Origin of the sequence: Kutzneria sp. NPDC052558 (genome assembly GCF_044547355.1) — a bacterium.
GTDB lineage: Bacteria > Actinomycetota > Actinomycetes > Mycobacteriales > Pseudonocardiaceae > Kutzneria.
Window position 1 is genome coordinate 261,647 of record NZ_JBIUAG010000013.1, and the last position, 25,503, is coordinate 287,149.

The following is a 25,503-nucleotide window of genomic DNA, read 5'->3' on the forward strand; positions in this document are numbered from 1 at the left end:
TCACTGGCCGTGCCGGGCCAGCTCGGCCCAGCGGCGGCCGATGGCCAGCAGCGCGGCTCGCGCCTCGTCGCCGGTGAGGGCGACCGACCACAGGCGGTCGGCGAGGCGCTCGTAGACGGCAACCTGCTCCGGGTCGGTCTCGCGGTCCTCGCCGGTGACCTTCTCGATGCTTACGACGTCGTCGACGATCCAGAACCCGTGCGGCAGAAGGTGTGGAAGCGGCCGGTAGGCCGGCAGCAGACCAAATCGGACGGTCGGCAGACTGGTCGCCGACACGAGGCGGTCGACTTGTTCCACCATCTCCGCCGGTGCGCACGGTGGGTGCGCGAGCGCGGCCTCGGCCACCAGGATGTCGATCGTCTTCGACGCGTCGTACAGCACCTGTTGCCGTTGCATCCGCACGGCGGTCGCCTCGTCGATGTCGCTGGCGGGCACTTCGAGCAGATCGGCCTGGGTGGCGAAGACGGCTCGCGCGTAGCGACCGGTCTGGAGCGGGCCAGGCACCGCCATGAGTTCGATGATCCGGATCCGGGTCGCGGTCTGTTCGTCGACGAGGTCCTGCCGCTGTCGGTCGCGGTGGCCGGCACGCAGCTGCCGGCGCCACGTCAGTTGCTTGAGCCGTAGTTCCCGCAGCTCTTGGCGCAGCTGCTCGGAATCGGCGTCCGGCACCGCAAGCGCGTCGAGGAGGTCGATCAGGTCGGAGTCGGTGGCGGTCTGCTTGCCGCGCTCGATTTTGCTGATCTTCGACGGATGCCAGCCGAGGCGACTGGCGAGGTCCTTGCCGTCAAGGCCGCCTTGCTCGCGTATGCGACGCATCTTGTCGCCGAACTCAAGCCGGGCGGCCTCGAAGCTGGTCACGGTTCCCTCAATCACGTTTCGACGCGTCGGTACTCCCCGAGTCGCAGGGCATGATCCCACGCTCTTGCTCGAATTGCGTGGAAGGCGGCGAGCTCGGCCGGCTCGTCGAGCAATCGCGCTCCGGTCACCTGACCGTCGTCGAAGTCCAGCACGGCGACCGCGCGGTCGTCGAACACGTAGAAGTCCGAGGGGCCGAGTTCGAGCGTCGCGGCGGTCGCCGCAGGAAGCACGCGGATGTCCTCGCCGGCCTCGATCGCCGGCTCGGTGATGACGTCGAGCTGCCACCGCAGGTAGTCGGTGAGCGGGTCGGTCAGCACGCGCACGCGCTCGAACCGCCGCCCGGCGCAAACCTGCTCGGCGATCCAGGCCGGCCAGTCCGCGAACCACACGAGCGTCGGGCCCGGATCACCGTCGGCAAGCCACTGGGCGAGCAGCTCGCCTTCGTCGGGCTCGTCGTACCAGCCCTGGATCTCCAGCCGCCACGCCGATCGTTCGAAGCCGCTGACCAGGGCCTGGAAGCCGGCCCGATCGAGCTGCTCCGCCATCAGTCCGACTCGCGGATCCGCGCCACCAGCGCGGCCGGGATCTCGATGGCGGTCTCGTGGTCGGGGAGACCGCGTTCGTGGAGGGCGGCCAGGGCCTCGACGTCGTCGATGCGCCAGCCCTGCACCACGTAGGTGCCGCGGTCGGTGGCGAAGAAGGAGGGGCAGCCGGACTTTCCGCTCTCGGTGGCGATGTGGGTCAGCTTCATGGACACGTCTCCTCGGTCGGGCGGCGACGCCGCTGGTCGGTCCTCACCCATTCAACGTGCTTGCTTGCGAGGAGGGGGCCACCAACCGGGTGGACATTCGATTGCAATTGCTCTGATTGCTTGTATAAGTGCTCGGGATGGCGCACGGTGGAGTCCGTTGACGAGACGCGCGGCGGCGCGGCGCTCACTCAGGAGGCTTCTTGTGCTGATCCTTGTCGACCCCGTCACCGGCAAGCCTCTGGTCGTGGAGGTCTCGTCGCCCCGCACCACGGTCCGTGTGGTCGAGATCAGCGAGCACGTGGTGCACGTCGCCCTCGACGACGGCTTCAACGCGGCGGTGCACCTTGTGCTGGCACGGGAGGTGGGGGCGCGGCTGGTGGCCGCGCTCGCGCCGGCGTTGGGACGGCAGGCGGCGTGGCTGATCGAGCAGGACTGTGGACGACGGTCTTCGCACCTCCGGTTGGTGACGCCGCCCGGTTGATCAGGGCGGGGTCACTGGCTGTTCTGGGTCTGGCGGCCGGAGATGACGCCGCCGAGGTAGTCGAGTTCGGCCTTGCGGCGGCCGACCATGTCGTTCCAGACGTTCTGGGGGACGTCGAGCTTGGGGATGCGGTTGGCGGAGATGACGGCGCTGTAGTTGCTGCCGTCGACGCCGACGAAGTCGCCGTTGGGGTAGAGCAGGGCGGTCTCGCCGGTGTCGGCGTTGCCGATGAACCAGAAGCCAGCCATCTCGTCGTCCTCTCCGATGGTCAGGGCGGCGGCGTCGAAGGCGCCGACGGTGACGCTGCGGTCGGTGGGGCGGGCCGAGCCGGGAGTCGGCGCGGCGTTGGTGTACTGGTGCACGGCCAGGCGCGGATGCGACCAGCCGACGTCGCCGGGGGCGACCCCGTAGCGGGCGGCGCAGAGGTAGACGTCGGCGTCGGCCCAGTCGTTGGGGCGCAGCATGCCGCCGGCCCACCAGCTCTGCGGGGCGTACACGCACAGCTTGGCCTGGCCGGTGGCGGCCCGGAGGGCGTCCCGGAACGCGGGCACGAAACTGTTGACGTTGCCGGCGTTCCAGGCGATCCCGTCGGCGGGGGAGTCCTCCAGGTCGAGCATGGGCAGCAGGGCGCCGTCGCCGAACGAGCCGAGCGGGGCGGCCACGGAGACGAAGTGGCCGACGTTGGCGGCGACGCTGACGCCCGGGTCGGGGAAGTGGTACGCCCCGGTGATCAGCCCGGCCGCCGACGAGCCGGCGAACTGCCCGCCGAACAAGGGATTCGTGTAGTAGTCGCCCTGGGTGGCCTTGGCCCAGGTCCACGCGTTGCCGCCGGCGCGGACCTGCGACCAGTTGGTGATCGTGTTGTAGCCGCTGACATCGATGCCGTAGTCGGCCATGGGCTCCTCACCGGGTAGGGACAACGAGCCATACGCGTGGGACCCCCTATTGGATCAGATACCCGGCCGCCGATCGGCCGTAAACCCGTGCCGGACAGGCATAGCCGATCGGATCACCGCGACCCCGCTCCGCTGCCGGCCCGGCCGGTTTCCGCTGCTCCTTCGGGGTGTGCGGTTGCTCCGGTCGTGAGCTCCGCCACTCTTGAATGAACGTTCACTTGACGCGCGATTTCGGTCGGGGCTAGCCTGGCCAGAGTCAAATGAACGTTCACTCAATAAGGAGCGATCATGGCGAAGGTCTTCCTCGTCACGGGCAGTTCCCGGGGCCTGGGCCGGGAAATCGTGCTGGCGGCGCTGGCCGCCGGACACCGGGTGGCGGCCACCGCGCGGCGGCCGGAGCAGCAGGCCGATCTGGTCGAGCGATATGGCGACCAGGTGCTGCCGATCGGGCTGGACGTCGTCGACGCCGAGGCGGCCCGGCGGGCGGTCGGCGCGGCGGTGGAGGCCTTCGGCCGGCTGGACGTCGTGGTCAACAACGCCGGCTACGCCAACCTGGCCTCGGTCGAGGACATCACGGCCGCGGACTTCCGGGCCCAGTTGGACACCAACCTGCTCGGCGTGGTCAACGTGACCAAGGCGGCGCTGCCGGTGCTGCGCGAGCAGGGCAGCGGCCACGTCATCCAGGTCTCCTCGGTCGGCGGACGAACCGCGACGCCGGGACTTTCCGCTTACCAGGCCGCGAAATGGGCCGTCGGCGGCTTCTCCGAGGTGCTGGCCCAGGAGGTCGCGCCGCTGGGGATCAAGGTGACGGTGCTGGAGCCCGGCGGCATGCGCACCGACTGGGCCGGCTCCTCGATGGCCGTGCCGCCGATCAGCCCGCCGTACCAGCAAACCGTCGGCGCCCTGGCCGCCATGTTCGGCGGCACGGATCTGCTGCCCGCCGGCGATCCCGCGAAGGTGGCCCAGGTGGTGCTCCAGGTGGCCGATCTGCCCGAGCCCCCGGTCCGACTGCTGCTGGGCAGCGATGCCGTGCGCTACGCCGAACTGGCCGCGCAGGCCCGGGCCGCCGAGGACGCGAAATGGCGGGACCTCAGCATTTCCACCGACCACGCCGCCGCCACCGCCGCTGATGTGGACCCCCTCGCCGAGATGCGGCGATGATCTCCCTTGGCCCCGCGCCGCTCACGGAGCAGGCGGCCGCCAAGCCTGCCCGCGGCCAGGCTGATCTCGGCATCGGGCCTGACCGTTCTCTCGCATCACCACCTGGAGCGACGCCTGTCCGGCGGCGCTGAGCCGATCAGGTGCCTTTTCCAGTGGCTTGTGCGGATTCGCGGCCTACTTGAGTTCCACCGGCTCAGGGAGGTCCCGATGCTGCGCAGCTTTGTCACGTGGCTGGACGACTACCTCGCCGACACCGGTGCGGCCGGCGTGCTTCAAGGCGCGCTGGGCATTCTTGGCTTTGGCGCGCTGCTCGGCGCCGTGCTCGGAAACGACTCGATCAAGGCGGCCACGATCGTCGCCGTGTCGCTGGTGGCCTTGGGGATGTTTCTGCTGTTGGCCGCGAGCAGGCGGTACTGGCGTCGTCGCTGTGCTGCGGTCGAGGATCTGTTCCGGTGTGCCTGCCTGGAAGTGTTGTCCGCCGGACCGTACTGGCGGGTCGTGACCTGGCGGCAGAGGATGACGGTCGAGGGCAACGGCGACACTCGGTCGTTCATCGCTATTCGGGTGGCATCGGATCGCGATGGCCTTCCGTTCTTCCGCCTCAAGCTGGGCCCAGGGTGGAACCAGCCCAAGCGTTATCGCGACAAGGTCATCGCGAAGGCCCGGGTGACGGAGGCGGCAGGTCATCGCGAGGTGCACGCCGTGGAGCGGACCTGGTGGCGCGAAGACGGCGTGCTGGAGGTGTGGGCGCATTTTCGGCGGCCGCTGGCCTTCGGTGACGAGGTCGCCGTATTCGTCGACGTGCAGTGGCCCGGTCGGTGCCGGCCGTTGACGGTCGATCGACTGCCGGACGATTTCTGTGTGACTGTGGGTCCGCCGATGGCCGAGTTGGAGTACGTCGTCGAGTTGCCGGCCGGCAAGACGGCGTATTTCGATCCGATCGGGTTCGCCGACGATGACGAACGGGTCGCGCTGGCCGTGCGACCGGGGGCCGATGGGCGCACCGAGGTGCGGTTGACCGGCCGGGATCTGGCCGAGGGGCAGCGAGTGGGGATGCGGCTCGAGTTGAAGTGACCCGGACGTCGTGCCCGGACGTCGTGCCGGAAGTCGTGGTTGTGCGACAATTGTGAGACGGAGCAACCGGGACTCATGCACTAGGTGGTCCAGTCGATTCGGTTGCGTGGTCGGGGGATTCCGTCCGAATCGGGACAGGATGCTGGCGGGGCCGGCGAAGCGGTGGCATAGCTGGATGTGTTCCCGTTTCCTCCTCGGCAGTTCGGAGCTCCAGGTGGTTGAAGCGCTGTCCCGGCTGGTCGCGATCGCGGCGGCGTCGGTGCTGGCCGGCATGGTGCCGGGGGCCGCGGCCCCGTCGGCCTCGGTGCAGGCCTCGGCGCCGGTGGAACACAAGACGTGCCAGTCGGTCAGCAGGACCGAGGGGGACCAGCTGTCGGCCAAGCAGCTGGCGAAGTTGGCCAAGGACACCGGGTTCACCGGCGACGGCCTGGTGAACGCGGTGGCGGTGGCGCTGGCCGAGAGCAGCGGCTTCACGAAAGCGTTGCTGGTCAACGAGAACTGCACCCGGGACCGCGGCCTGTGGCAGATCAACGACTACTGGCATCCCGAGGTCAGCGAGCAGCAGGCCTTCGATCCGGTCGAGAACGCCAAGGCGGCCTACGAGATCTCCAGCGAGGGCACCGCATGGGACCAGTGGTCCACCTGGGAGAACGGCGCCTACAAGAGCTTTCTGGCCGACGCCGAGCAGGCGGTGAACAACCCTGGCTGACCGGCGGCTCGCGTGGGGTTCCCGCCCAGAGTGATTCCCCCCGCCGGGCGGCAACCCCGCGCGACAGAAGGAAAAGCGGGCGTACGACCCGGGTCAGCCGCGGCGGAAGCGTTCGGAGAGCGTGGGGTCCGACTCCCACCAGGGGCGGGTGGAGTCCTCGCCCGCCTCTTCCCGCTCGTCCAGGACGCGGTCGATTTCCTTGGCCTGCTTGGCGTCCTCCTTGGTCATGCGGTTGACCAGGGCGCCGAGGAACGGCAGGCCGGCGAGGTCGCCGACGATCCAGAGCACGCCGGCGCCGAAGGTCTGGTCGAGGCGGAGGTCGGGGCCCCAGGTGCGGCCCAGGGCCTGGTAGTAGGACTCGGCGACGATGTGGCCGGAGAACCAGAGGGTCAGGCCCAGCGCGGCGTCGCAGACGACCTCGGCGAGGGTGATCCACACGGACACGAGGTGGTGGAAGCGCCGCGGCACGGGGTCCAGCTGCAAGCGGCTCCAAAAGTAAACAAGACCGATCAGCAGCAGGGCCAGCCGGGTGAGCTCGTCGACGACGCCGTTACGCAGCACGGTGGGGTACCAGGACGTGAAGTACAGCAGCCAAGGCGTGGCGATGAGCAGCGCGGAGGCGGTGGCGGGGAAGGCGATGACCTTGCCGAAAGGCCCGTGCAGCAAGGAACGCAGCCGGGCGACGAGCCACGCCGGCCCGGTGTCGCGGAGCAGGGTGAACGGGGCGCCCAGCGCCAGGCCGAGCGGAGCCACCATGAGCAGCAGGATGATCTGCGCAGCCCGCATGAAGAACAGGGTGTCGGCGTAGACGCCGATGCTGGACAGGGTGGCGATGGCGTAGACGCCCAGCCCCGCGCCGTAGAAGGCGATCGTCCGGGCGCGCGGCCAGCGGCCCAGGCGGCGGGCTGACAGCCCGTACCAGCCGCCGAGCAGCACGATCACCAGCAGGGACACCGGGTCGGCCGTCCACGACGTGAGGGCGGTGACCAGCGTGAGAGGCTCCGGCACGGCAACCAGTCTGTCACTGCCGTGGGGGTGTCCAAATTGGACCGGAATTGCGTGTTCTGCGCCATTGTGTCCGGTACCGCGCCGGCCAGCGTGGTGCACGAGGACGAGGACCTGATCGCGTTCTGCGACCTGATGCCGGTCAACCGGGGCCACCTGCTCGTGGTGCCCAAGCGGCACGCGACCACCCTGGCCGAGCTGCCGGAGGCGACCGGCGCCCTGATGTTCCCGCTGGCCCAGCGGCTGGCGGCGGCCGTCCGGCTGAGCCTGCGGCCGGACGGGATCAACCTGCTGGTGTGTGACGGCGCGGCGGCCGGCCAGTCGGTGTTCCACGTGCACCTGCATGTGATCCCGCGCATGGTCGGGGACGGCTTCCACCTGCACGGCACGGTCCACCCGGCTACGCGGAGCGATCTTGACCAGGTCGCGGAGCTGGTCCGGCGCGAGCTGTGATCGACTCGTGACCGGGTGTCGCCGTGCGGCTCCACCCATGGTCAATTAGTGTGACTTTCCAACAAAAACAACAGCTGGGTTTCGACCTGTTCACCGCCCCATGACTGTGCGGTAACGTTCGCTTCCGCCACATGGTGGTGAATGCTGTTCGGTGCTGTTCGATGTGTGGAGGTGGGGCCGGTGACCGTCCTTGCGGACGCGAACCTCCGGCTGGACGCCGGACCCGTGGACTACGTCCTACTCGGCTTCTACTTCGTCCTGGTGCTGGGCATCGGCGCGCTGGCCCGCCGCTCGGTGTCCTCCAGCCTGGACTTCTTCCTGTCCGGCCGGTCGATGCCGGCCTGGGTCACGGGCCTGGCCTTCATCTCGGCGAACCTGGGCGCCGTCGAGATCTTCGGCATGACCGCCAACGGCGCGCAGTACGGCGTGCCGACGGTGCACTACTACTGGATCGGCGCCATCCCGGCCATGGTCTTCCTCGGCCTGGTGATGATGCCCTTCTACTACGGCTCCAAGGTGCGAAGCGTGCCGGAGTTCCTGCTCCGGCGGTTCGGCCGCTTCGCGCACCTGGTCAACAGCCTCAGCTTCGCGCTGGCCCAGGTGCTCATCGCCGGCGTCAACCTGTTCGCGCTGGCCACCGTGATCAATCTGCTGCTGGGCTGGCCGACCTGGGTGGCGATCATCGTCGCGGCCGCGGTCGTGCTGGCCTACACCACGCTGGGCGGCCTGTCGGCGGCCATCTACAACGAGGTCATGCAGTTCTTCGTGATCGTGGCGATGCTGCTGCCGCTGACCATCGTCGGCCTCTACAAGGTGGGCGGCTGGAACGGCCTGGTCGCCAAGATCACCGCGGCCAACTCCGACGCCGCCGCCGAGCTGCACTCCTGGCCCGGCTCCAACCTGACCGGCATCTCCAACGGCGTGCTCTCGGTCATCGGCCTGGTGTTCGGCCTCGGCTTCGTACTGTCCTTCGGCTACTGGACCACGAACTTCGCCGAGGTGCAGCGGGCGCTGTCGGCCAAGAGCATGTCGGCGGCCCGGCGCACGCCGCTGATCGGCGCGTACCCGAAGACGCTGATCGTGCTGCTGATCTTCATCCCGGGCATGATCGCCGCGGTGATCTCGCCGGAGCTGGCCGCGTTCAAGGCCAGCGGCGGCACGCTGCAGAACGGCGTCACCTACAACAACACCATCGAGCTGCTGATTCGCGACCTGCTGCCCAACGGCATGCTGGGCGTGGCCATCACCGGCCTGGTCGCGGCGTTCATGGCCGGCATGGCGGCCAGCGTCAGCTCGTTCAACACGGTCTTCACCTACGACCTGTGGCAGACCTACGTCGTCAAGAACAAGCCGGACGAGTACTACCTGCGGGTCGGCCGCACGATCACCATCGTCGGCTGCGTCATCGCGATCGGCACCGCGTTCATCGCCGGGCAGTTCAACAACATCATGGACTACCTCCAGACGTTGTTCGGCTTCTTCAACGCGCCGCTGTTCGCGACCTTCCTGCTGGGCATGTTCTGGAAGCGCATGACGCCGATGGCCGGCGGTGTCGGCCTGATCGTCGGCACCCTGTCCGCGGTCACGATCGACGTCCTCAACCGGACCGGCGCGCTGACGCTGTCCGGGCAGGGCGCCAGCTTCGTGGCGGCCAGCGCGGCGTTCATCATGGACGTCGTGATCAGCGTGCTGGTCACGCTGGTGACCGCGCCCAAGCCGGACTCCGAGCTGGTGGGCCTTGTGTGGTCGCTGACGCCGCGCGACAGCCTCAAGCACTCCGACACCGGCGAGAACGCCGGCTGGTACCGCAAGCCGGTCGTGCTGGGCGTCGGCGTCCTGGTGCTGGCGGCCGTTCTGAACATCATCTTCTGGTGAGGGAGGGCAAACTCCGATGAGCGAACCTGTGAACAAGCAGCGCGCGGGGCTGTTCGACCTCCGCTACGTGCTGGCCCTGCTGTTCGTCGTCTACGGCGTGGTGCTGACCGTGATGGGCCTGGCCTTCACCAGTCAGGCCGGCCTGGACAAGTCCGACGGCATCAACATCAACCTCTGGGGCGGGGTGGTGATGCTCGTGGTGGGCCTCGCGTTCGCCCTGTGGGCCCGGCTGCGTCCCATCGTGGTGGCGACGGAGACCGAGCCCGCCGACGACGCCACTGGCGTCGGCGAGAACTGATCTACCTACCGGCGGTCGGTGCTGAGATCCTCAGCGCCGGCCGCTGCGCCGGTGCGGGAACACCGGGTTGAACGCCTCCACGGTCCAAGCGTCGAACCGGCGAGCCGCCTTGCGGGCCTGCTTGCGCAGAACCTTGATCACTTCAGTCCCCCTTCCGGGTCTCTCTTGCTGTCCTTGCATCTGGTATGACGTGATGATCTTCTGAATCGTTCCCGAAACTCTCGGTGAGACCGATCACGGGATTCACGTCACACGGATCGCCGCAGGTCGCTACGGTGCACCCGTGCTCCGCCTCGCCTGCGCCGTGTTCGCGGCCGCGGCCGTGCTCACGGCCTGTTCATCCGGCGTCGACACCACCCGGTCCGTGTCCGCGCGAACCACCGTCGCCGCCCCCAGCAGCGGGGCCGACACGGGGCCGGTGGACCCGGCGCTCACCGAGGCCAAGCTGCGCGCGGTCGACCCGTGCGGACTGCTGGACACCAGGTTGCTCGGCGATCTCGGCGCACCCAGCGGCCAGCCTTCCGGCGATCCGTTCCAGGGGTGCCACGCGACGGTGTCGATAAACGGACAGCAGGCGACGATCTCGCTCACGCTCGGCGACGCGGTGCCGGAGTTGGACCACGACTCGATCGCCCTGGCCGGCCTGCGGGTGCTTGAGGCCAAGCAGGACGCGAGCTGCACCGACAAGGCCGTCACCCAGGCCTCGCCGAGCCGGGCCGTCGTCGTCCGGGTCGACGCCAAGGGCAGCGACCCGTGCGGCATCGGGCAGCGGGCGCTGACCGCGGTGATCGCCCGGATCCGCACCGCCCCGCCGCAACTGCCGGCCGGCGGCAGCGTGATGGCGCCCATCGATCCGTGCGGCCTGGTCGACCCGGCGACGATCGCTTCCCTGGTCGGCCCGCAGGCCCGGCTGGACTCCGAGTCGCTGCACGACTGCGCGTGGCGGCAGAACGGGATGACCCTGGAGGTCTCGACCAAGATCAGCGGGAACCCGGCGGTGCCCGGCTTCGACAAGCCGCCGACGCCGGTCGACCTGGGCGGCGTCACCGGCTACCAGTCCGACAGCTCGACCTCCTACCCGTCGTGCACGGTGCAGTGGGCCGACCGTCCGCTGTCCGGCGACCGCGGCGAGGTCGTCACGGTCTACGTGGGCAACGGGCAGAAGACGCCGGGGGTCGACACCTGCGGTCACGCCGTCGCCGCGGGCAAGATCGTCGCGGCGAAGCTGCCCAAGTCCTGATTCACCCGCACGGCGGCGCGACCAGCCCGGGAGAATGGGTGCTGACGAGGACGGGTCCACTTGCGTACTCTTCAGTAACAAAGCTGAGTGCCCAATGTCGGGAGGGTCGATGACTCAGACAGCGCCGGAGAGCCGTGCGGTGACCACGTCGGGTGACGGGCGGTTCGCCTCGCTGGACCCGCGCACGGGAGAGGTCGTCGCCCACCACCCGATCCACGACGCCAAACAGGTCACCGACGCCGTGGCGCAGGCCCGGCGGGCCGCCAACTGGTGGCAGGAACTGGGCTTCGACGGCCGCAAGGAACGGCTGGACGCCTGGCGGCGGCTGCTGGTAAAGCGGCTGGACGAGGCGGCCGGGCTGATCAGCGCCGAGACCGGCAAGCCGGCCGCGGACGCCAAGCTGGAGATGGTGCTGGTCATCGACCACCTGCACTGGGCCGCCCGCAACGCCGAGCGGGTGCTGCGCAAGCGCCGCGTGTCGGCCGGGCTGCTGATGTCTAACCAGGCCGCCACTCTGGAGTACCTGCCGGTCGGCGTGGTCGGCGTGATCGGGCCGTGGAACTACCCGGCGTTCACACCGATGGGGTCCATCGCCTACGCGCTCGCAGCCGGCAACACCGTCGTGTTCAAGCCCTCGGAGCTGACGCCCGGCGTCGGCACCTGGCTGTCCGACACCCTGGCCGAGATCGTGCCCGAGCACCCGGTGCTGAGCGTGGTCACCGGCTTCGGTGAGACCGGGGCCGCGCTGTGCCGGTCCGGCGTGGACAAGCTGGCCTTCACCGGGTCCACCGCCACCGGCAAGCGCGTGATGGCGACGTGCGCCGAGACGCTGACGCCGGTCCTGGTGGAGTGCGGCGGCAAGGACGCGCTGATCGTCGACTACGACGCCGACGTGGCGCTGGCCGCCGACGCGGCGGTGTGGGGCGCGATGTCCAACGCCGGGCAGACCTGCATCGGCGTCGAGCGCGTGTACGTGCACGAGGACGTGGCCGACGAGTTCACCGCCCACGTGCGCAAGCTGGCCGTCAAGCTGCGGCCGGGCGGCGACCCCGGGGCCGACCTCGGGCCGATCACCATGCCCTCGCAGGTCGACATCATTCGCGGGCACGTGCAGGACGCCCTCGACCGGGGCGCGAAGGCCCTGGTCGGCGGGGTCGAGTCGGTGCGGCCGCCGTTCGTCGAGCCGGTCGTGCTGGCCGACGTGCCCGAGGACTCGACGGCGATCACCGAGGAGACCTTCGGGCCGACCATCACCATCAACCGAGTACGCGACGTGGACGAGGCGATCCGGCTGGCCAACGCCGGCAAGTACGGCCTCGGCGGCACCATTTTCTCCAAGACCCGCGGCGAGCAGCTGGCCCGCCGGCTGCGGGCCGGCATGGTGTCGATCAATGGCGTGGTGGCGTTCGCGGCCATCCCGTCGCTGCCCTTCGGCGGCGTCGGCGACTCCGGCTTCGGCCGCATCCACGGCGAGGACGGCCTGCGCGAGTTCGCCCGCCCCCAGGCGGTGGCCCGCCGCAAGTTCAAGGCGCTGCTCAACCCCATGTCCTTCACCCGCGGCGGCGGCACCGTCCGCCAACTCCTGACCATCGTCAAACTCCGCTACGGCCGCAAGTGACCCCGTTTTGACGTCATGAAGGGCCCCATACTGACGCTCAACGTCAGTATGGGGCCCTTCATGACACAAAAAATCAGGCGCCGAGGGTGGTGCGGAGGTCGGTGAGGACGGCGTTGGCGGCCAGCACGCCGAGGCCGAGGTACCAGGTCTCGTCGGCGACGGGCTTGGCGTGGCCGGACTTCACGGCGGTCAGCGTCGGCCACAGCGGGCCGCCGAGCACGCCGGCCTGGGCGGTTTTGCCGGGGTCGCCGTAGGTGCCGTAGAGGATCCAGTCGGCGTCGGCCTTGCCGATCTGCTCGGCGCCGACCTCCACGGCCAGGTCGTCGACCCTGCCGGACTCGGTGACCGGCAGGCCGGTGTCGGCCAGCACGGTGCCGATGAACGACTTCGCGGCGTAGAGCCGGATCCGGCCGGGCATGAAGCGCAGCATGGAGATCACCGGCAGCTTGCCCAGCTTGGCCAGCGCGTCCGCGCCCAGCTGGCGGGCGGCCGTCTCGTAGTCGGAGATGAGCTGGTCGGCCTGGTCGGTCTGGCCCAGTGCGGCGGAGTTGAGCCGGAAGTCGCTCTTCCACGGGTAGCCGGGACGTTCGGAGAACACCGTGGGCGCGATCTTGGCCAGCAGCGGGTACTGCTTCTCGGCGCGCAGCTTGGAGCCGAGGATCAGGTCGGGCTTGAGCGCGGCGATGGCCTCCAGGTTGAGGGTGTTGGTGCTGCCCACGTTGGCCGGCTTGCCGGCCTTGTCGCCGATGTAGGAGGGCATGTCGGGGGAGCCGTCGGGGAAGGCCACGCCGACGGGCCGCACGCCGAGCGCCACCACGTTGTCCAGCTCGCCGGTGTCGAGCACGACGACCCGGGTCGGCTTGTGCTCCAGCGTGGTCTTGCCCATGGCGTGCGTGATGGTGCGCGGGAACACGCCGGGCAGCGCGTCCGTCCCGTACTTGGCGGTGCGGGCGCCGGCGTCGAGGAAGCCGGGGCCGCCCTGCGCCACCTCGGAACGGCCGTCGGTGGACGGCGCCTGTCCGCAGGCGGTCATCAGGAGTGCGGCCGCCAGCGACGCGGCGATTCCCTTGGCTCTCATATTAGGTGAGCCTACCCTTGCAATTTCGTGGCTGGCGTGTGACGTGTTCGCGGGGGTAGGAAGAGCGGGCCGGATGGTTGCCGCAGCGAGGGGACAGCCTGATGAAGAAGATCATCAACGATCCGTCCACAGTGGTCGACGAGGCCTTGCGGGGCATCGCCTTGGCCCATCCGGACCTGCTGAAGGCGCAACGGGATCCGGCGGCGATCTGGCGGGCCGACGCGCCGGTGGCGGGCAAGGTGGCGATCATCTCCGGCGGCGGGTCCGGCCATGAGCCGATGCACGGCGGCTTCGTCGGCCCGGGCATGCTCGACGCCGCGTGCCCGGGCGCGGTGTTCACTTCGCCGACGCCGGATCAGGTGCAGGCGGCGGCCGAACAGGTCAACGGCGGGGCCGGGGTGTTGCTGATCGTCAAGAACTACACCGGTGACGTGCTGAACTTCGAGACCGCGGCCGAGCTCATCGCCATGGACGACGTGGACGTGCGCACGGTCGTGATCGACGACGACGTGGCCGTGAAGGACTCGCTCTACACCGCCGGCCGCCGCGGCGTGGCCGGCACGCTGCTGCTGGAGAAGATCGTCGGCGCGGCGGCGGAGCAGGGCGCGGACCTCGATCGCTGCGAGGCGTTGGCGCGCAAGGTGGTCGCCGGAGTCCGGTCGCTCGGGCTGGCGCTGACCGCGTGCACGGTGCCGCATGTCGGGCAGCCGAGTTTCGAGCTGGCCGAGGACGAGTACGAGCTGGGCATCGGCATCCACGGCGAGCCCGGCCGGGAGCGGCGGACGATGGAGCCGGCCGACGAGTTGGTGCGCCGGCTGCTCGAACCGGTGCTGGAGGACCTGCCGTTCGCCGCGGGCGACCGGGTGCTGCTGTTCACCAACTCGATGGGCGGCACGCCGCTGGTCGAGCTGTACCTGGCCCACGGCATCGCCGAGAAGCTGTTGGCGGAGAAGGGGATCGTGGTGGAACGCCGACTCGTCGGCCCGTACGTGACCAGTCTGGAGATGCAGGGCATGAGCGTGACGCTGCTGAAGCTGGACGACGAGTTGACCGAGCTGTGGGACGCGCCCGTGCGCACCGCGGCGCTGCGGTGGGGGATGTGACGATGGGCTGCTCGACAACGGATGTGGCGTCGGCGGTGCGGGCGATGGCGGCCGTGGTCGCCGAGCACCGGGACGAGCTGGTCGACCTGGACCGGGTGATCGGCGACGGCGACCATGGCGAGAACCTCAAGCGGGGCTTCGACTTCGTGACCTCGGCCCTGGATTCGTCCGAAGTGGAGAGTCCGGCGGCGGTGCTGAAGCTGGTGGCCAAGACGCTGATCTCCAAGGTCGGGGGAGCGTCGGGACCGTTGTACGGCACGGCTTTCCTGCGCGCGGCGACGGGCCTGGAGGAAGTCGACGGAGCCTCGGTTGCCGCAGCGCTGCGGGCCGCGCTGGACGGCATTGTCGCGCGCGGCAAGGCGGAAGTCGGCGACAAGACCATGGTCGACGCCTTGCGGCCGGCGGTCGAGGCCGCCGAAGCCGTGCGGGACAAGTCGGTGGCCGAAGTGCTGGCGGCCGCCGCCACCGCGGCCGAGGCCGGCGCGGAATCGACGATTCCGTTGGTGGCAAGGAAGGGACGCGCGTCCTATCTCGGCGAGCGCTCGGCCGGGCACCTGGATCCGGGCGCCCGCTCCACGGCGCTGCTGCTGCGGTCGCTGGCCGATTCGGCGGCCGGGTCATGACCGTCGGGCTGGTGATCGTCTCGCACAGCGTGCGGCTGGCCGAGGGAGTGGCCGAACTGGCCGGGCAGATGGCCCCGGACGTGACCATCCGGGCCGCCGGCGGCATGGAGGACGGCACGCTCGGAACCGATTTCGACAAGGTGCTGACCGCGTTGGAGCGGGCCGATTCCGGCGACGGCGCGGTGCTGCTCTACGACCTGGGCAGCGCCCGGATGATCGCCGACCTGGCCGTTGAGTCGCACGGGAATCCGTTGAACGCGACCGTGGTGGACGCCCCGGTGGTGGAGGGCGCGGTCGCCGCGGCCGTCGCCGCGCAGGGCGGAGGCGACCTCGCCGCCGTGGCCCGGGCGGCCGGCGAGCGGCCGCCGGAGTTCGGCGAGCAGGCCGCGCCGGCCGATGGCGAATCTGTCGAAATGGTGCTGCGCAACGAGGTCGGCCTGCACGCGCGGCCGGCGGCGTTGCTGGTGCGCACTATTGCCAGCCTCAAGGCCGACGTGACCGTCTACCACAACGGTCAGCAGGCCGACGCCCGCAGCGTGCTGGCGCTGATGGGCCTGTCGGCCCGCGGCGGTGACACGATCAAGGTGGTGGCCGACGGGCCGGACGCGGCCGAGGCGCTGCGCCGGATCGGCAAGCTCGTGGAGATCGAGTTCGAGGAGTAGTCCGAAAGCACTGAACCGTCCGAGCGGCTCGCGGCGTAGTTGGCGGCGATCGTCACTGTCAGCTCGACCGACCGGCCGGCTCAGTGCTTTTCAGGAAGGACTGCTCATGGTTGTCACTCGGGTGGTCGTCGCGGGTGCGGCGCTCGCCGCGTTCGCGCTGGTAGCGGCAGCGCCGGTCGCGTACGCCGACTCCGGCAGCACCAAGAACAACGGCGACGCCTCGCTGAAGATCGAGCCGTCCCAGCGTTCCTACCACGGCGGCGACGTGATCAAGCTGGACGCCAAGTGCAACTCCAACCGGGCCGACATCGCCGTCTCGGCCGCGCTCGACAACGTCAAGGAATGGATCAAGACCAACCGCAACGACTTCAACCTCCAGGCCACCGCCCGGGTGCGCAGCGACGTGAAGTCGGGCCGGTTCGACATCTCCTTCCGCTGCGGCGACCAGAAGATCTCCGTGTCCATCGACGTGGACAACGGCAACCGCGGCGGTGGCGGCGGGGGCGGCACCACCACCAGCCGGACCACGACCACCAACACCACGACATCGACCACTGTGGACACTTCGACCACCATGGTCTACCCCAGCGGCGCGCCCCAGACCGGTGGCGAAGGCCCGTCCGACACCGGTTCCGGGCTGCTCGGACTGGCCGAGCTCGGCGGCATCGTGCTGATCGCCGGCACCGGCGTCGGCGTCGCGGTGACCCGCCGCCGCCGGCTCGCCGCCGCCGTCGCCCAGCGCGGCTGAGGGCGGGGCATGGAGCCGACACTGCACATCCCCCGTCCCGGTCGGGACGGGGGACCGCCCAACCGGCGCACGGCGTACATCGTCGCCGGGTCGCTGGCCGTGGTGGTCGCGCTGACCGCTTTCGCGTTCGGGATCATCCACTCCGGCTCGCCCCAGAACACGGCGTTGACGTCGACGGTGGCGGGCGGGACGAGCAGCCAGCCGACCAATGTCGCCCCGTCGTCATCGGCCCAGCAGGCCCCCGTGCCGCCGGCCGACAACGGGACCCGGCCCAGCCTGCCGGTGCGGGTGGACGTGGACGCGATCAACGCTCACTCCTCGTTGGTCCAACTTGGACTGAACGCCGACAAGACCGTCGAGGTGCCGCCGGTCAGCCAGCCGCTTCAGGCCGGCTGGTACAAGTTCGGCGCGCGGCCGGGCGAGCTCGGCCGGGCGGTGATCCTCGGGCACGTGGACGGCGGCGGCCAGCTCGGCGTCTTCAACAAGCTGCGCGACCTCAAGCCCGGAGACGTGGCCAAGGTGACCGAGCAGAGCGGCCAGGTGCTGAGCTTCGTGGTGCGCCAGGTCCAGCAGGTGCCCAAGAACCAGTTCCCCACGCAGGCCGTGTACGGGCCGTCCAACCAGCGCGAGCTGCGGCTGATCACCTGCGGCGGCGCGTTCGACAAGTCGAGCGGCAACTACGTGGACAACATCATCGTGTCCGCCGTCTTGTCGGCCTGAGAACGTCGGCGCCGGGACGTGTCGATCCTGGGTGGCGCGGTCCCGGCGCCGGCCCCAACTTGCACGATTCGGTGGCGAAGCTCACCCGGATGAGCGGTCGCGCCATGGCAGTATCTCCGCCAAGCTCGGATGTTACTGACGCGTAGCAAGCCAGTGACGCCGCTTCGACGAGCGCCGGAGGTCCGCCGTGACGCGTGAAATCGCACCCGAAGACCTGCTTGCAGGGTCGAGAATCAACGCTGTTGGAATCGTTGGTCTGGGCACCATGGGCGCCGGCATCGCGGAGGTGTGCGCGCGCAGCGGGCTACGGGTGGTGGCGGTCGAGGTGGACGAGGCCGCGATCGCCAAGGGACGCGGGCACATCGAGCACAGCACCGCCCGCGCGGTCAGCGGCGGCAAGCTCGACGAGGCCGGCCGGGCCGAGCTGCTGGGCCGGATCTCTTGCGCCACAAGCCTTTCTGCGCTGTCCGAGGTCGACCTGGTGATCGAGGCCGTGCCCGAGAACCTGGCCCTCAAGGCGGAGATCTTCAACCAGCTGGACAAGATCGTGCGGCCCGAGGTGATCCTGGCGTCCAACACCTCCTCGCTGTCCATCACCGAGATCAGCGTGCACACCGGGCGGCCGGGCAAGGTGCTGGGGCTGCACTTCTTCAACCCCACGCCGGTGCTCAAGCTGGTGGAGGTGGTGCGCACCGTCGTCACCGAGCACGACGTCGTCGACGACGCGGTGGCTTTCCTCGACGGGTTGGGCAAAACGCCGGTGGTGATCGGCGACCGGGCCGGCTTCATCGCCAACGCGCTGCTGTTCGGCTACCTCAACCACGCCGTGCGGATGTACGAGAGTCGTTACGCCACAAGGGAAGACCTCGACGCCGCGATGCGCTACGGCTGCGGCTACCCGATGGGACCGTTGGCGCTGCTGGACCTGATCGGTCTGGACACCGCGTACGAGATCCTCGACACGATGTACCACCAGTCCCGCAACCGCCTGCACGCGCCGGCCCCCATCCTCAAGCAGATGATCACCGCCGGGCTGCTCGGCCGGAAGTCCGGGCGCGGCTTCTACACCTACGAGGCCCCCGATTCCCCGGTTGTCGTCAGGGATTCCGCCGTGTCGGCCACGATCGGCGGCTCCCCGCGGGAGGTGCACCGGGTCGGCGTGATCGGCACCGGCACCATGGCCACCGGCATCGTCGAGGTCTTCGCCAAGGCCGGGCACGACGTCGTGCTGCGGGCTCGCGGCGTGGACAAGGCCGAGGCCGCCGTCGGCAAGATCCGCAAGTCGCTCGACAAGGCCGTCGTGCGCGGCAAGCTGGCCGAGGCCGACCGGGACGCGGCGCTGACCCGTATCCACACCACCGTCGACTTCGAGGCCCTGGCCGACTGCGACCTGGTGATCGAGGCCGTCGCCGAGGAGCTTTCGGTGAAGCAGGCCGTTTTCGGGGCGCTGGACGAGGTCTGCAAGCCCGGCGCCGTGCTCGCCACCACCACGTCTTCGTTGCCGGTCATCGAATGCGCCGCCGCCACCTCGCGGCCCGACGACGTGGTCGGGCTGCACTTCTTCAACCCGGCCCAGGTGATGAAGCTGGTGGAGATCGTCTCCACCATCGCCACGTCCCCCGACGTCGTCGCCACCGCGCACGCCGTCTGCAGCCGGCTGCGCAAGGAGCCCGTGCACTGTGGCGACCGCGCCGGTTTCATCGTCAACGCGCTGCTTTTCCCGTACCTCAACGACGCCGTGAAGATGCTCGAGGCCCACTACGCCGAGGCCGACGACATCGACACCGCCATGAAGGTCGGCTGCGGCCTGCCCATGGGGCCCTTCGAGCTGCTCGACGTCGTCGGCCTCGACGTCTCCCTGGCCATCGAACGCACCCTGTACCTGGAGTTCCGCGAAGCCGGCTTCGCCCCCGCTCCCCTGCTGGAGCACCTCGTCACCGCCGGCCGCCTCGGCCGCAAGACCGGCCAGGGGTTCCGCGACTACACCAGGTGACCGTCCGCTACCCTGTGCTCGTGACGATCATGCGCCTGCTCGGGTTGCCACCTCGGGTCAACGACACGATCCAGGCCAAGGCCCAGGCCGCCGGCCAGTCCGTCGAGGACTACGTCCGCGGCCACCTGATCGCGCTGGCGTCACAGCGGACATCCGACGAGATGCTGAATGAGATCGAGGCCCGACTGGCCCGACCGCTCTCCGGCTTGTCCTCGAACCTTGAGGAACAGACAGATGAGCATGGCAATCAGCGCAACAGCGCTGAATCAGCGCTACCCTGACGTGGTGGCGACCATCCAGATCCGCGACATCCCGGAAGACGCGTACGAGACGATCCGACTGAGGGCGCGTGCCGCTGGTCAGTCCATCCAGGCGTACATGCGCGACCAGGTGATCGCATTGGCCGCACAGCCGACCAAGAACGACGTCATGGCCGCGATCCGGGCGGTCCTGGCCAGGGAGGGACGGCCGACGACGATGGCAGACATCGTGGCGGATGTGGAGGCCGGCCGAAATGACTGATCTTGTTGTTGATGCTTCGGTGTTCGTCTACGCGACCACGGCAACCGGTCCGGCGGCGGACGCGCTGTTGGACCGGCTCGGGGCGGCTATTTGCCATGCGCCGCAACTGGTCGACTACGAGGTGGGGCAGGCGCTTCGACGACGTGAGCTGGCAGGCAAGATCACGTCAGAAGTTGCGGCGACGAGCCTCAAAGCAGCGCGCCACCTAATCAGTCTGCGATATCCGGCGGCGGGTCCCCTCGGAGACACCGCCTGGGAGCTGCGAAAAACGATCACTTACTACGACGCGTCTTACGTCGCTTTGGCAACAGCGCTCAACGCGCCACTGCTGACCGGTGACGCCCGGTTGAGCCGGGCACCAGGTCTGACGTGTGAGGTTGAGGTGGTCGGCCAGCACTAACCGCCGCAGCAGCCTCCACCACAGCAGCCCCCGCCACCGGCGGGGGCTGCTGTCCCCGTGTTGACGCCGACGGTGGTGAGCAGCTTGACGGTGTCGTCGTGGCCGGACGGGCAGGGGGCCGGGTCGGCGGCGCTGCTCATGGGCCGGTTCACCTCGAAGGTGTCGCCGCACTGGCGGCACCGGAAGTCGTAGGTCGGCATGAGGACCATTGTCCGGCACCGGGAGGGCGGCCGGATAGCCTGGTCACCCGTGCCCCGCCGAAACCGACCGCAGCGCCCGAAGGGTGACGACGAGCCGCGCCCGTCGACGTTCGGGTGGGCCAGGACGGAGTCGGGCCCGGACGGCGACTGGAACGTCCGGCCGGTCGGGGGAACGGACAAGACGTACCGGTGCCCGGGCTGCGACCACGAGATCCGGCCGGGCACGCCGCACGTGGTGGCCTGGCCGGCGGACGACTTCGGCGGCGTGGAGGACCGGCGGCACTGGCACACGGCCTGCTGGAACAGCCGGGGCCGCCGCCGGCCCACGTCCCGGCGCTGGTGACGGTCAGCGGAACTCGTGCACGACCTCGATCTCGCCGACGAGGTTGTCGTTGAACTGCTCCAGCTCCTCGGCGGGAATCCAGTACTCCAAGATCGTCTGCCCGCCGACCTGGCGCACCTCGTAGCGGTCCAGGAACGCGGTGCGGACCTGGAACCGGGTGACGTAGCCGACGCCGGAGTGCGGCACGTTCCAGTCGCGGGCGATCTTGACGGCGTAGTCCTCGTTGAGCACCGGGTAGAAGATCGGTTGGTCGGGCCGCCGGGGCGGCCAGCGGCGCATCCCGGTGGCGCGCACCAGCTCCAGCTCGGCGGGGCCGGTCGGCCGCCACAGCGTGGTCGAGGTCATGCCGGCATCGTGCGGCCCCGGGCCCGCCGGGCTGGCACGATTTTTCGGTGACCGAGATTCGTGCCAACACGGTGTTGCCGGCCCGGCGTGAGGCGATCACGCTGCTGACCGAGGACGGGCTGCGGCTGGTGGGGGAGCTGGCGCTGCCGGCGCAGGCGGCGCCGAGGGCGACGGTGATCTGCCTGCACCCGCTGCCCACCCATGGCGGCATGATGGACTCGCACCTGTACCGGAAGGCGGCCAACCGACTGCCGGCGCTGGCGGACATCGCGGTGCTGCGGTTCAACACGCGGGGCACGGCCAGCGAGTCGGGGCGCAGCGAGGGCACGTTCGACGGCGGTGACGCGGAACGCCTGGACGTGGCGGCGGCGCTGGCCTTCGCCAAGGCGCGGAACCTGCCCAACGTGTGGCTGGTCGGCTGGTCGTTCGGCACGGACCTGGCGCTGCGGCACGGCTGCCCGGACGAGGTCGAGGGCGCGGTGCTGATCTCCCCGCCGCTGCGTTTCAGCGCGCCGACGGACCTGGCGGCGTGGGCGGGCACGGACAAGCCGCTGGTCTGCCTGGTCCCGGAGTTCGACGACTACCTGCGCCCGGCCCAGGCCCGCGAGCGGTTCGCGGCCGTCCCACAGGCCCGGATCGAGGAGTTCGCCGGGGCCAAGCACCTGTTCGTCGGCTACACCGAGCCGGTGCTGGACGCGATCGTGGCCACGGTCGCGCCGGACGTCGAAGTGCCGCTGCCTAAGGCCTTCTGAACTCCAGCCAGTACGGATCGGCCCCGGACAGTTGGAAGCCCAGCCGTCGGGCCAGGCGGATGGACGGCAGGTTGTCGCGAGTGGTGAGCACGACCACCGGCGCGGCCGGCCCCTCCCGCTCGGCCCAGTCCACGGCGGCGCGGGCCATCTCCAGCGCCAGCCCGCGCCCCCAGGCCGACGGCCGGAACCGGTAGAACATGTTCAGCGCCGGCCGGCCCTCGTGCTCGATCGGCCGTAAGCCGCCGATGCCGACGGCCTGCTCGGTCTCGGCGTCGACCACCAGCCAGTAGCCGACGCCGTGCTCCTCCCAGTCGGCGACCCAGCACCGCAGCTGCTGCGCGATCCGCGACGGCGTGGCCGTGCCGATCGGGTTGTGCCGGTTCGCCGCCGGGTCGCCCTGGATCTGCACCACTGCGGGCAGGTCCTCGGACCGGACGCGGCGCAGCAGCAGCCGCTCGGTGCGCACTTCGGCGAGCATGCCCCGATTGTGCTGTGGGCAAACGATTACAGGTGCTCGATGCGGCTTTCCGGGAGCCGCTTCAGTACCTGTTCGGCCGTCTCCTGCGGGGTCTGGGCGGAGGTGTCCAGCCACAGGCCGATGCGCGGGGTGTCCCGGTGCACCACGGCGTTGAGCGCGGCCGGCGTCCACACGTCGTCGTAGGCGATCTTGTCCCGCTCGGCCTCGCGCCGCCGCACCGTCGCCTCGTCCGGCACGAGCACGACCACGTGCAGCGGCCGGGCCGTGAGCGAGCGGGCGAACTCCACCAGGTGGTGGCCGATGACGACGTCCTCGACCACGGTGGCGAAGCCGGCCGCGTGGAACGAGTCGGCCAGCAGCGCGGTCTGGCGGTGGCGCAGCCCGAGCTGGCGCAGCGCCTCGGGGGTCGGCTCCGGGGTCATGTCGGCGCGGCCGTTGCGGATCATGGTCCGCACGGCGTCGCCCTCGACGAACGCGCTGGCCGGCAGCGCGTCGGCCAGCAGGCGGCCGACGGTGGTCTTGCCGGCGGCGGAGGTCCCGGTCAGCAGGATGAGCGGATGGTCAGCCACGAGCGTCCACAGTAGCGTCGGCGGACATGACGTTGGTCCTGCTGCACGCGTTCCCGTTGGACTCCCGGATGTGGGACGGCATTCGCGAACCGGTGGCCAAACGTTTGCGGCTGGTCACGCCCGACCTCGGCGACGGCCCGCCGAGCCTGGACGCCGCCGCCGACGCGGTGCTCGAAACCCTCGGTGACCAGCGGTTCGTGCTCGGCGGCTGCTCCATGGGCGGCTACCTGGCCATGGCCATCCTGCGCAAGGCCCCCGAGCGGGTCGCCGGACTGCTGTTCGTCGACACCAAGTCCGCCGCCGACGCTCCCGAGGCTCGGGACAACCGCCTGGCCATGGCCGCCCGGGCCGAATCCGAGGGCGTCGCCGGCTGGCTCGCCGACGCCATGCTCCCCAACCTCCTCGCCCCCGGGGCCCGACCCGAGGTGGTGGCCACGCTCCGTGCCCTCATCGACTCGCAGCCGGGATCCGTCGTCGCCCGCGCCCAGCGGGCCATGGCCGCTCGCCCCGATTCGACGGAGCTGCTCGCCGGCGTGACCGTGCCGACGCTTGTCGTACGAGGCGCCGAGGACGCCCTGATGGCCCCCGGCGCGGTGTCGGTGCCCGGCGCTCGGGTCGTGGAGCTGGCCGGCTGCGGTCACCTGCCGCCGGTCGAGGACCCCGAGGCGTTCACCGCCGTGGTCCTGGAGTGGTTGTCGGACAACGGTTTCGCGGACTGATGACGCACGCCGGCCCAGGACCGGAGTGGTCCTGGGCCGGCGTGGCGAGTAGGTCAGCGCTTGGCCGACTGGCGAGGCGGGGTCGGCCGCTGGATCTTCTTGGTCTGCTCGCTGTCCTTGGCGGCGGGCTGCTGCTGTGCCGGTTGCTGCTGGGCCGATTGCTGCTGGGCCGATTGTTGCTGGGCCGGTTGCTGCTTGGCCTGCTGCTGCTTCGCCTGCTGGGGCTGCTTGGCCTGCGGCCGGGCCCCCGGACGCGGGGCCGCCGGCTTGGCCGGCGCCGGCTGGCCCTGGTTCTGCGGCCCCGCCGGCCGCTGCTGCGCGGCCGGGTTGGTCGCGGCCAGCGGAGCCGGAATGGCCTGCTGCTGCGCGGGCTGCGCCGGCGCGGCCTGACCGGCGGCGGCCGGAGCCTGCGGCTTGCCGGCAGTCGCGCCCGGAGCCAGGGCCTGGCCGGCGGGAGTGCCCGGCGCCTGAGCGCCAGCGGCCGGCGCGGCGTTGCCCTGGGCCGGCTGGCCCGGTGCGGGCTGCGCGGCGGGAGTGTTGGTGGCCTGGGCCGTTTGCGCCGGGCCGGCGGGCGCGGGGGTGCCTGCGCCCGGGGCTGCGGCGGGAGCCGGGGTGGCCGCCGGGGCCGGAGCCGGAGCGGCGGCCTGGCCGGCGGTGGGTGAGCCGGCGGGAGCGGGGATGCCGCCTTCGGGGACCTTGATCTGCGCGGTCGGCGACTCGTCGCTGGCCTTCTCCTCCGGCAGGCGCTCCAGCATCGGGGCGGCGGCGGCGATCAGGCCGCGGGCCTCGGTGAGCTGGCTGGCAATGCGGTTGCGCAAACCACGCAGGTGGTCGACGCGGCGGGTGGCCTCGCCGACGCGGCGGGCGGACTCCTCGGTGGCCTCGCGGACGCGGCGGTGGGCCTCGTCGGTGGCCTCCTGGAGCCGGGCGGTGGCCTCGGCGATGGAGTCGTGGCGGCGGCGGTTGGCCTCCTCGGTCGCCTCCCGCACCCGCTTCTCGGCCTCGTTCTTGCTGGCGGCCTCCTGCTCGGCCAGGGCCCGCATGGCATCGGTGCGCCGCGAGGCCATGGCGATCTCGAAGTCCTCCTCGATCTGGGTCCGCTTGGCCAGGGACTCGGCGTCGGCCTTGGCCCGGGCCTGGGCGGCCAGCTCGTCGGCCTCGTCACGCTTCTGAGCCGACTCGTCGGTGATGCGCCTGGCCTCCGCGTGGGCGGCCTCCATGACGCCCTTGTGCTCGGTCTCCATCGCCGCCCGGCGGGCGTCGAGGTCCCGCATCATCTGCTCGTACCGGGCGCGCAGCGCGGCGCCCTCCTCCTCGGCCCTGGCCCGGATGTGTCCGGCCTCGGCCTCGGCCCTGGCCTTGGTCTCGTTGGCCTCCTCCTGAGCGAGCTTCAGCATTCGCTGCAGTCGCTCGGACAGGCCCTCCAAGGTGGTGGGCGGCAGCGAGAGCCGGTCCACCTGCCCGCGCAGGTCGTCGATCTCCGACCGGGCCTTCTCCAGCTGCCGAGCCAGGTCGTTGGCCTGCGACACGGCGGCGTCCCGGTCGGCGGCCAGCAGCTTCAGGTCGGCGTCCAGCCGTTCCAGGTGGTCTTCCACCTGGGCTTTGTCGTAACCGCGCTTGACGACGTCGAAGCCGGTTCCCAACGGGACGAGATCGCGGTCGCTGCCGAGGGCCATGGGTCCACGCTACCGGTAGGAGTGAGGCCGGTGTGCACGGCAGCGACCGGGAAACGGGTCACACGCCGCGGAACCGGTTGATGTCGGACAGATGCCGCGCGCGCAGTTCGCCGTCACGCACCCCGAGACCCTCGGCCGGGGCCAGGCACAGCA

At 70.4% G+C, this 25,503-nt stretch carries 32 protein-coding genes; 21 read left to right on the forward strand and 11 right to left on the reverse strand.

All coding sequences use genetic code 11. The annotated features are described in order from the left end of the window. Genes ACIG5F_RS24630 through ACIG5F_RS24640 form a run of 3 tightly spaced genes read right to left on the reverse strand, consistent with a single transcriptional unit; the run spans position 1 to position 1,609 of the window. Positions 1–858, reverse strand: coding sequence for a helix-turn-helix domain-containing protein (locus tag ACIG5F_RS24630; RefSeq protein ID WP_396521146.1), 858 nt, complete (start codon positions 856–858; stop codon positions 1–3). 11 nt (positions 859–869) lie between these two features. After that, positions 870–1,403, reverse strand: coding sequence for a DUF6879 family protein (locus tag ACIG5F_RS24635; RefSeq protein WP_396521147.1), 534 nt, complete (start codon positions 1,401–1,403; stop codon positions 870–872). Beyond that, positions 1,403–1,609, reverse strand: a complete 207-nt coding sequence (locus tag ACIG5F_RS24640; protein WP_396521149.1) for a hypothetical protein — start codon at positions 1,607–1,609, stop codon at positions 1,403–1,405. Before ACIG5F_RS24640 ends, ACIG5F_RS24635 begins: the two co-directional genes overlap by 1 nt. A gap of 202 nt (positions 1,610–1,811) precedes the next feature. On the opposite strand from ACIG5F_RS24640, the gene ACIG5F_RS24645 reads away from it, so the two are divergent. Beyond that, positions 1,812–2,090, forward strand: a complete 279-nt coding sequence (locus tag ACIG5F_RS24645; protein ID WP_396521150.1) for a hypothetical protein — start codon at positions 1,812–1,814, stop codon at positions 2,088–2,090. Positions 2,091–2,101: 11 nt separating this feature from the next. Here the strand turns inward: ACIG5F_RS24645 and ACIG5F_RS24650 are convergent, their stop codons facing one another. Beyond that, positions 2,102–2,986: a glycoside hydrolase family 25 protein gene (locus tag ACIG5F_RS24650; protein ID WP_396521152.1), complete on the reverse strand. Its 885-nt coding sequence runs from the start codon at positions 2,984–2,986 to the stop codon at positions 2,102–2,104. A 288-nt stretch (positions 2,987–3,274) separates the two neighbouring features. Between ACIG5F_RS24650 and ACIG5F_RS24655 the strand changes: the two genes are divergently transcribed. The 3 genes from ACIG5F_RS24655 (at position 3,275) to ACIG5F_RS24665 (ending at position 5,930) form a co-directional block, all read left to right on the forward strand. After that, positions 3,275–4,147, forward strand: coding sequence for an SDR family NAD(P)-dependent oxidoreductase (locus ACIG5F_RS24655; protein WP_396521154.1), 873 nt, complete (start codon positions 3,275–3,277; stop codon positions 4,145–4,147). 207 nt (positions 4,148–4,354) lie between these two features. After that, the gene (locus ACIG5F_RS24660) at positions 4,355–5,221 is read left to right on the forward strand and encodes a hypothetical protein (RefSeq protein WP_396521156.1); all 867 of its coding nucleotides are present in this window, start codon (positions 4,355–4,357) and stop codon (positions 5,219–5,221) included. A gap of 214 nt (positions 5,222–5,435) precedes the next feature. Further along, positions 5,436–5,930, forward strand: a complete 495-nt coding sequence (locus ACIG5F_RS24665; protein WP_396521158.1) for a hypothetical protein — start codon at positions 5,436–5,438, stop codon at positions 5,928–5,930. Positions 5,931–6,023: 93 nt separating this feature from the next. On the opposite strand, the gene ACIG5F_RS24670 is transcribed toward ACIG5F_RS24665, so the two are convergent. Further along, entirely contained in the window at positions 6,024–6,938 is a 915-nt protein-coding gene (locus tag ACIG5F_RS24670; RefSeq protein ID WP_396521160.1) for a cytochrome c oxidase assembly protein, read from the reverse strand. Between the two features lie 51 nt (positions 6,939–6,989). Here ACIG5F_RS24670 and ACIG5F_RS24675 point away from each other — a divergent pair, with 51 nt between their 5' ends. The 5 genes from ACIG5F_RS24675 to ACIG5F_RS24695 all read left to right on the forward strand — a co-directional run bounded on the left by ACIG5F_RS24675 (position 6,990) and on the right by ACIG5F_RS24695 (position 12,419). Beyond that, a complete protein-coding gene (locus tag ACIG5F_RS24675) occupies positions 6,990–7,388 on the forward strand; it encodes an HIT family protein (protein WP_396521224.1) in 399 nt (132 codons plus the stop codon). 180 nt (positions 7,389–7,568) lie between these two features. Beyond that, on the forward strand, positions 7,569–9,263 hold the full coding sequence (locus tag ACIG5F_RS24680) for a sodium:solute symporter family protein (RefSeq protein ID WP_396521162.1): 1,695 nt from the start codon (positions 7,569–7,571) through the stop codon (positions 9,261–9,263). Positions 9,264–9,279: 16 nt separating this feature from the next. Next, entirely contained in the window at positions 9,280–9,561 is a 282-nt protein-coding gene (locus tag ACIG5F_RS24685; RefSeq protein WP_396521164.1) for a hypothetical protein, read from the forward strand. A 283-nt stretch (positions 9,562–9,844) separates the two neighbouring features. Beyond that, entirely contained in the window at positions 9,845–10,801 is a 957-nt protein-coding gene (locus ACIG5F_RS24690) for a hypothetical protein (RefSeq protein ID WP_396521166.1), read from the forward strand. 109 nt (positions 10,802–10,910) lie between these two features. Next, complete coding sequence (locus ACIG5F_RS24695; RefSeq protein ID WP_396521168.1) at positions 10,911–12,419, forward strand: aldehyde dehydrogenase family protein; 1,509 nt, start codon at positions 10,911–10,913, stop codon at positions 12,417–12,419. A gap of 73 nt (positions 12,420–12,492) precedes the next feature. On the opposite strand, the gene ACIG5F_RS24700 is transcribed toward ACIG5F_RS24695, so the two are convergent. Next, entirely contained in the window at positions 12,493–13,497 is a 1,005-nt protein-coding gene (locus tag ACIG5F_RS24700; protein WP_396521170.1) for an ABC transporter substrate-binding protein, read from the reverse strand. 101 nt (positions 13,498–13,598) lie between these two features. Here ACIG5F_RS24700 and dhaK point away from each other — a divergent pair, with 101 nt between their 5' ends. The 9 genes from dhaK to ACIG5F_RS24745 all read left to right on the forward strand — a co-directional run bounded on the left by dhaK (position 13,599) and on the right by ACIG5F_RS24745 (position 20,268). Further along, positions 13,599–14,600 (forward strand): dihydroxyacetone kinase subunit DhaK, encoded by a 1,002-nt coding sequence (gene dhaK, locus ACIG5F_RS24705; RefSeq protein ID WP_396521172.1) that lies wholly within the window; start codon positions 13,599–13,601, stop codon positions 14,598–14,600. Positions 14,601–14,602: 2 nt separating this feature from the next. After that, positions 14,603–15,223: a dihydroxyacetone kinase subunit DhaL gene (gene dhaL / locus ACIG5F_RS24710; RefSeq protein WP_396521174.1), complete on the forward strand. Its 621-nt coding sequence runs from the start codon at positions 14,603–14,605 to the stop codon at positions 15,221–15,223. Then, positions 15,220–15,885 (forward strand): dihydroxyacetone kinase phosphoryl donor subunit DhaM, encoded by a 666-nt coding sequence (gene dhaM, locus ACIG5F_RS24715; protein ID WP_396521176.1) that lies wholly within the window; start codon positions 15,220–15,222, stop codon positions 15,883–15,885. Before dhaL ends, dhaM begins: the two co-directional genes overlap by 4 nt. A gap of 106 nt (positions 15,886–15,991) precedes the next feature. Next, on the forward strand, positions 15,992–16,633 hold the full coding sequence (locus ACIG5F_RS24720) for a hypothetical protein (protein WP_396521178.1): 642 nt from the start codon (positions 15,992–15,994) through the stop codon (positions 16,631–16,633). Between the two features lie 9 nt (positions 16,634–16,642). After that, positions 16,643–17,353, forward strand: coding sequence for a class F sortase (locus ACIG5F_RS24725; protein ID WP_396521180.1), 711 nt, complete (start codon positions 16,643–16,645; stop codon positions 17,351–17,353). A gap of 232 nt (positions 17,354–17,585) precedes the next feature. Then, entirely contained in the window at positions 17,586–19,346 is a 1,761-nt protein-coding gene (locus tag ACIG5F_RS24730; protein WP_396521226.1) for a 3-hydroxyacyl-CoA dehydrogenase family protein, read from the forward strand. Between the two features lie 20 nt (positions 19,347–19,366). Next, positions 19,367–19,627, forward strand: coding sequence for a hypothetical protein (locus tag ACIG5F_RS24735; RefSeq protein ID WP_396521181.1), 261 nt, complete (start codon positions 19,367–19,369; stop codon positions 19,625–19,627). Positions 19,628–19,631: 4 nt separating this feature from the next. After that, on the forward strand, positions 19,632–19,868 hold the full coding sequence (locus tag ACIG5F_RS24740; RefSeq protein ID WP_396521183.1) for a FitA-like ribbon-helix-helix domain-containing protein: 237 nt from the start codon (positions 19,632–19,634) through the stop codon (positions 19,866–19,868). Next, entirely contained in the window at positions 19,861–20,268 is a 408-nt protein-coding gene (locus ACIG5F_RS24745) for a type II toxin-antitoxin system VapC family toxin (protein ID WP_396521185.1), read from the forward strand. The genes ACIG5F_RS24740 and ACIG5F_RS24745 overlap by 8 nt, the downstream gene beginning before the upstream one ends. Here ACIG5F_RS24745 and ACIG5F_RS24750 read toward each other — a convergent pair. Continuing rightward, positions 20,265–20,468 carry a zinc ribbon domain-containing protein gene (locus tag ACIG5F_RS24750; RefSeq protein ID WP_396521187.1) on the reverse strand — a complete coding sequence of 68 codons (204 nt, stop codon included), beginning with the start codon at positions 20,466–20,468 and terminating at the stop codon, positions 20,265–20,267. The two genes, ACIG5F_RS24745 and ACIG5F_RS24750, sit on opposite strands and share 4 nt — an antisense overlap. Positions 20,469–20,517: 49 nt before the next feature. Between ACIG5F_RS24750 and ACIG5F_RS24755 the strand changes: the two genes are divergently transcribed. After that, on the forward strand, positions 20,518–20,811 hold the full coding sequence (locus ACIG5F_RS24755; protein ID WP_396521189.1) for a hypothetical protein: 294 nt from the start codon (positions 20,518–20,520) through the stop codon (positions 20,809–20,811). A 3-nt stretch (positions 20,812–20,814) separates the two neighbouring features. Here ACIG5F_RS24755 and ACIG5F_RS24760 read toward each other — a convergent pair whose 3' ends face one another. Further along, positions 20,815–21,156, reverse strand: a complete 342-nt coding sequence (locus ACIG5F_RS24760; RefSeq protein ID WP_396521191.1) for a hypothetical protein — start codon at positions 21,154–21,156, stop codon at positions 20,815–20,817. Between the two features lie 47 nt (positions 21,157–21,203). On the opposite strand from ACIG5F_RS24760, the gene ACIG5F_RS24765 reads away from it, so the two are divergent. Further along, a complete protein-coding gene (locus tag ACIG5F_RS24765; protein ID WP_396521193.1) occupies positions 21,204–21,908 on the forward strand; it encodes an alpha/beta hydrolase in 705 nt (234 codons plus the stop codon). On the opposite strand, the gene ACIG5F_RS24770 is transcribed toward ACIG5F_RS24765, so the two are convergent. Both ACIG5F_RS24770 and ACIG5F_RS24775 read right to left on the reverse strand, forming a co-directional pair. Beyond that, positions 21,895–22,386 carry a GNAT family N-acetyltransferase gene (locus ACIG5F_RS24770; RefSeq protein ID WP_396521195.1) on the reverse strand — a complete coding sequence of 164 codons (492 nt, stop codon included), beginning with the start codon at positions 22,384–22,386 and terminating at the stop codon, positions 21,895–21,897. The two genes, ACIG5F_RS24765 and ACIG5F_RS24770, sit on opposite strands and share 14 nt — an antisense overlap. A 26-nt stretch (positions 22,387–22,412) precedes the next feature. After that, positions 22,413–22,955 (reverse strand): AAA family ATPase, encoded by a 543-nt coding sequence (locus ACIG5F_RS24775; protein ID WP_396521196.1) that lies wholly within the window; start codon positions 22,953–22,955, stop codon positions 22,413–22,415. Between the two features lie 26 nt (positions 22,956–22,981). Between ACIG5F_RS24775 and ACIG5F_RS24780 the strand changes: the two genes are divergently transcribed. Further along, entirely contained in the window at positions 22,982–23,674 is a 693-nt protein-coding gene (locus ACIG5F_RS24780) for an alpha/beta fold hydrolase (protein ID WP_396521198.1), read from the forward strand. Between the two features lie 53 nt (positions 23,675–23,727). On the opposite strand, the gene ACIG5F_RS24785 is transcribed toward ACIG5F_RS24780, so the two are convergent. Beyond that, the gene (locus tag ACIG5F_RS24785; protein ID WP_396521199.1) at positions 23,728–25,350 is read right to left on the reverse strand and encodes a chromosome segregation protein; all 1,623 of its coding nucleotides are present in this window, start codon (positions 25,348–25,350) and stop codon (positions 23,728–23,730) included. Positions 25,351–25,503 lie beyond the last annotated feature (153 nt).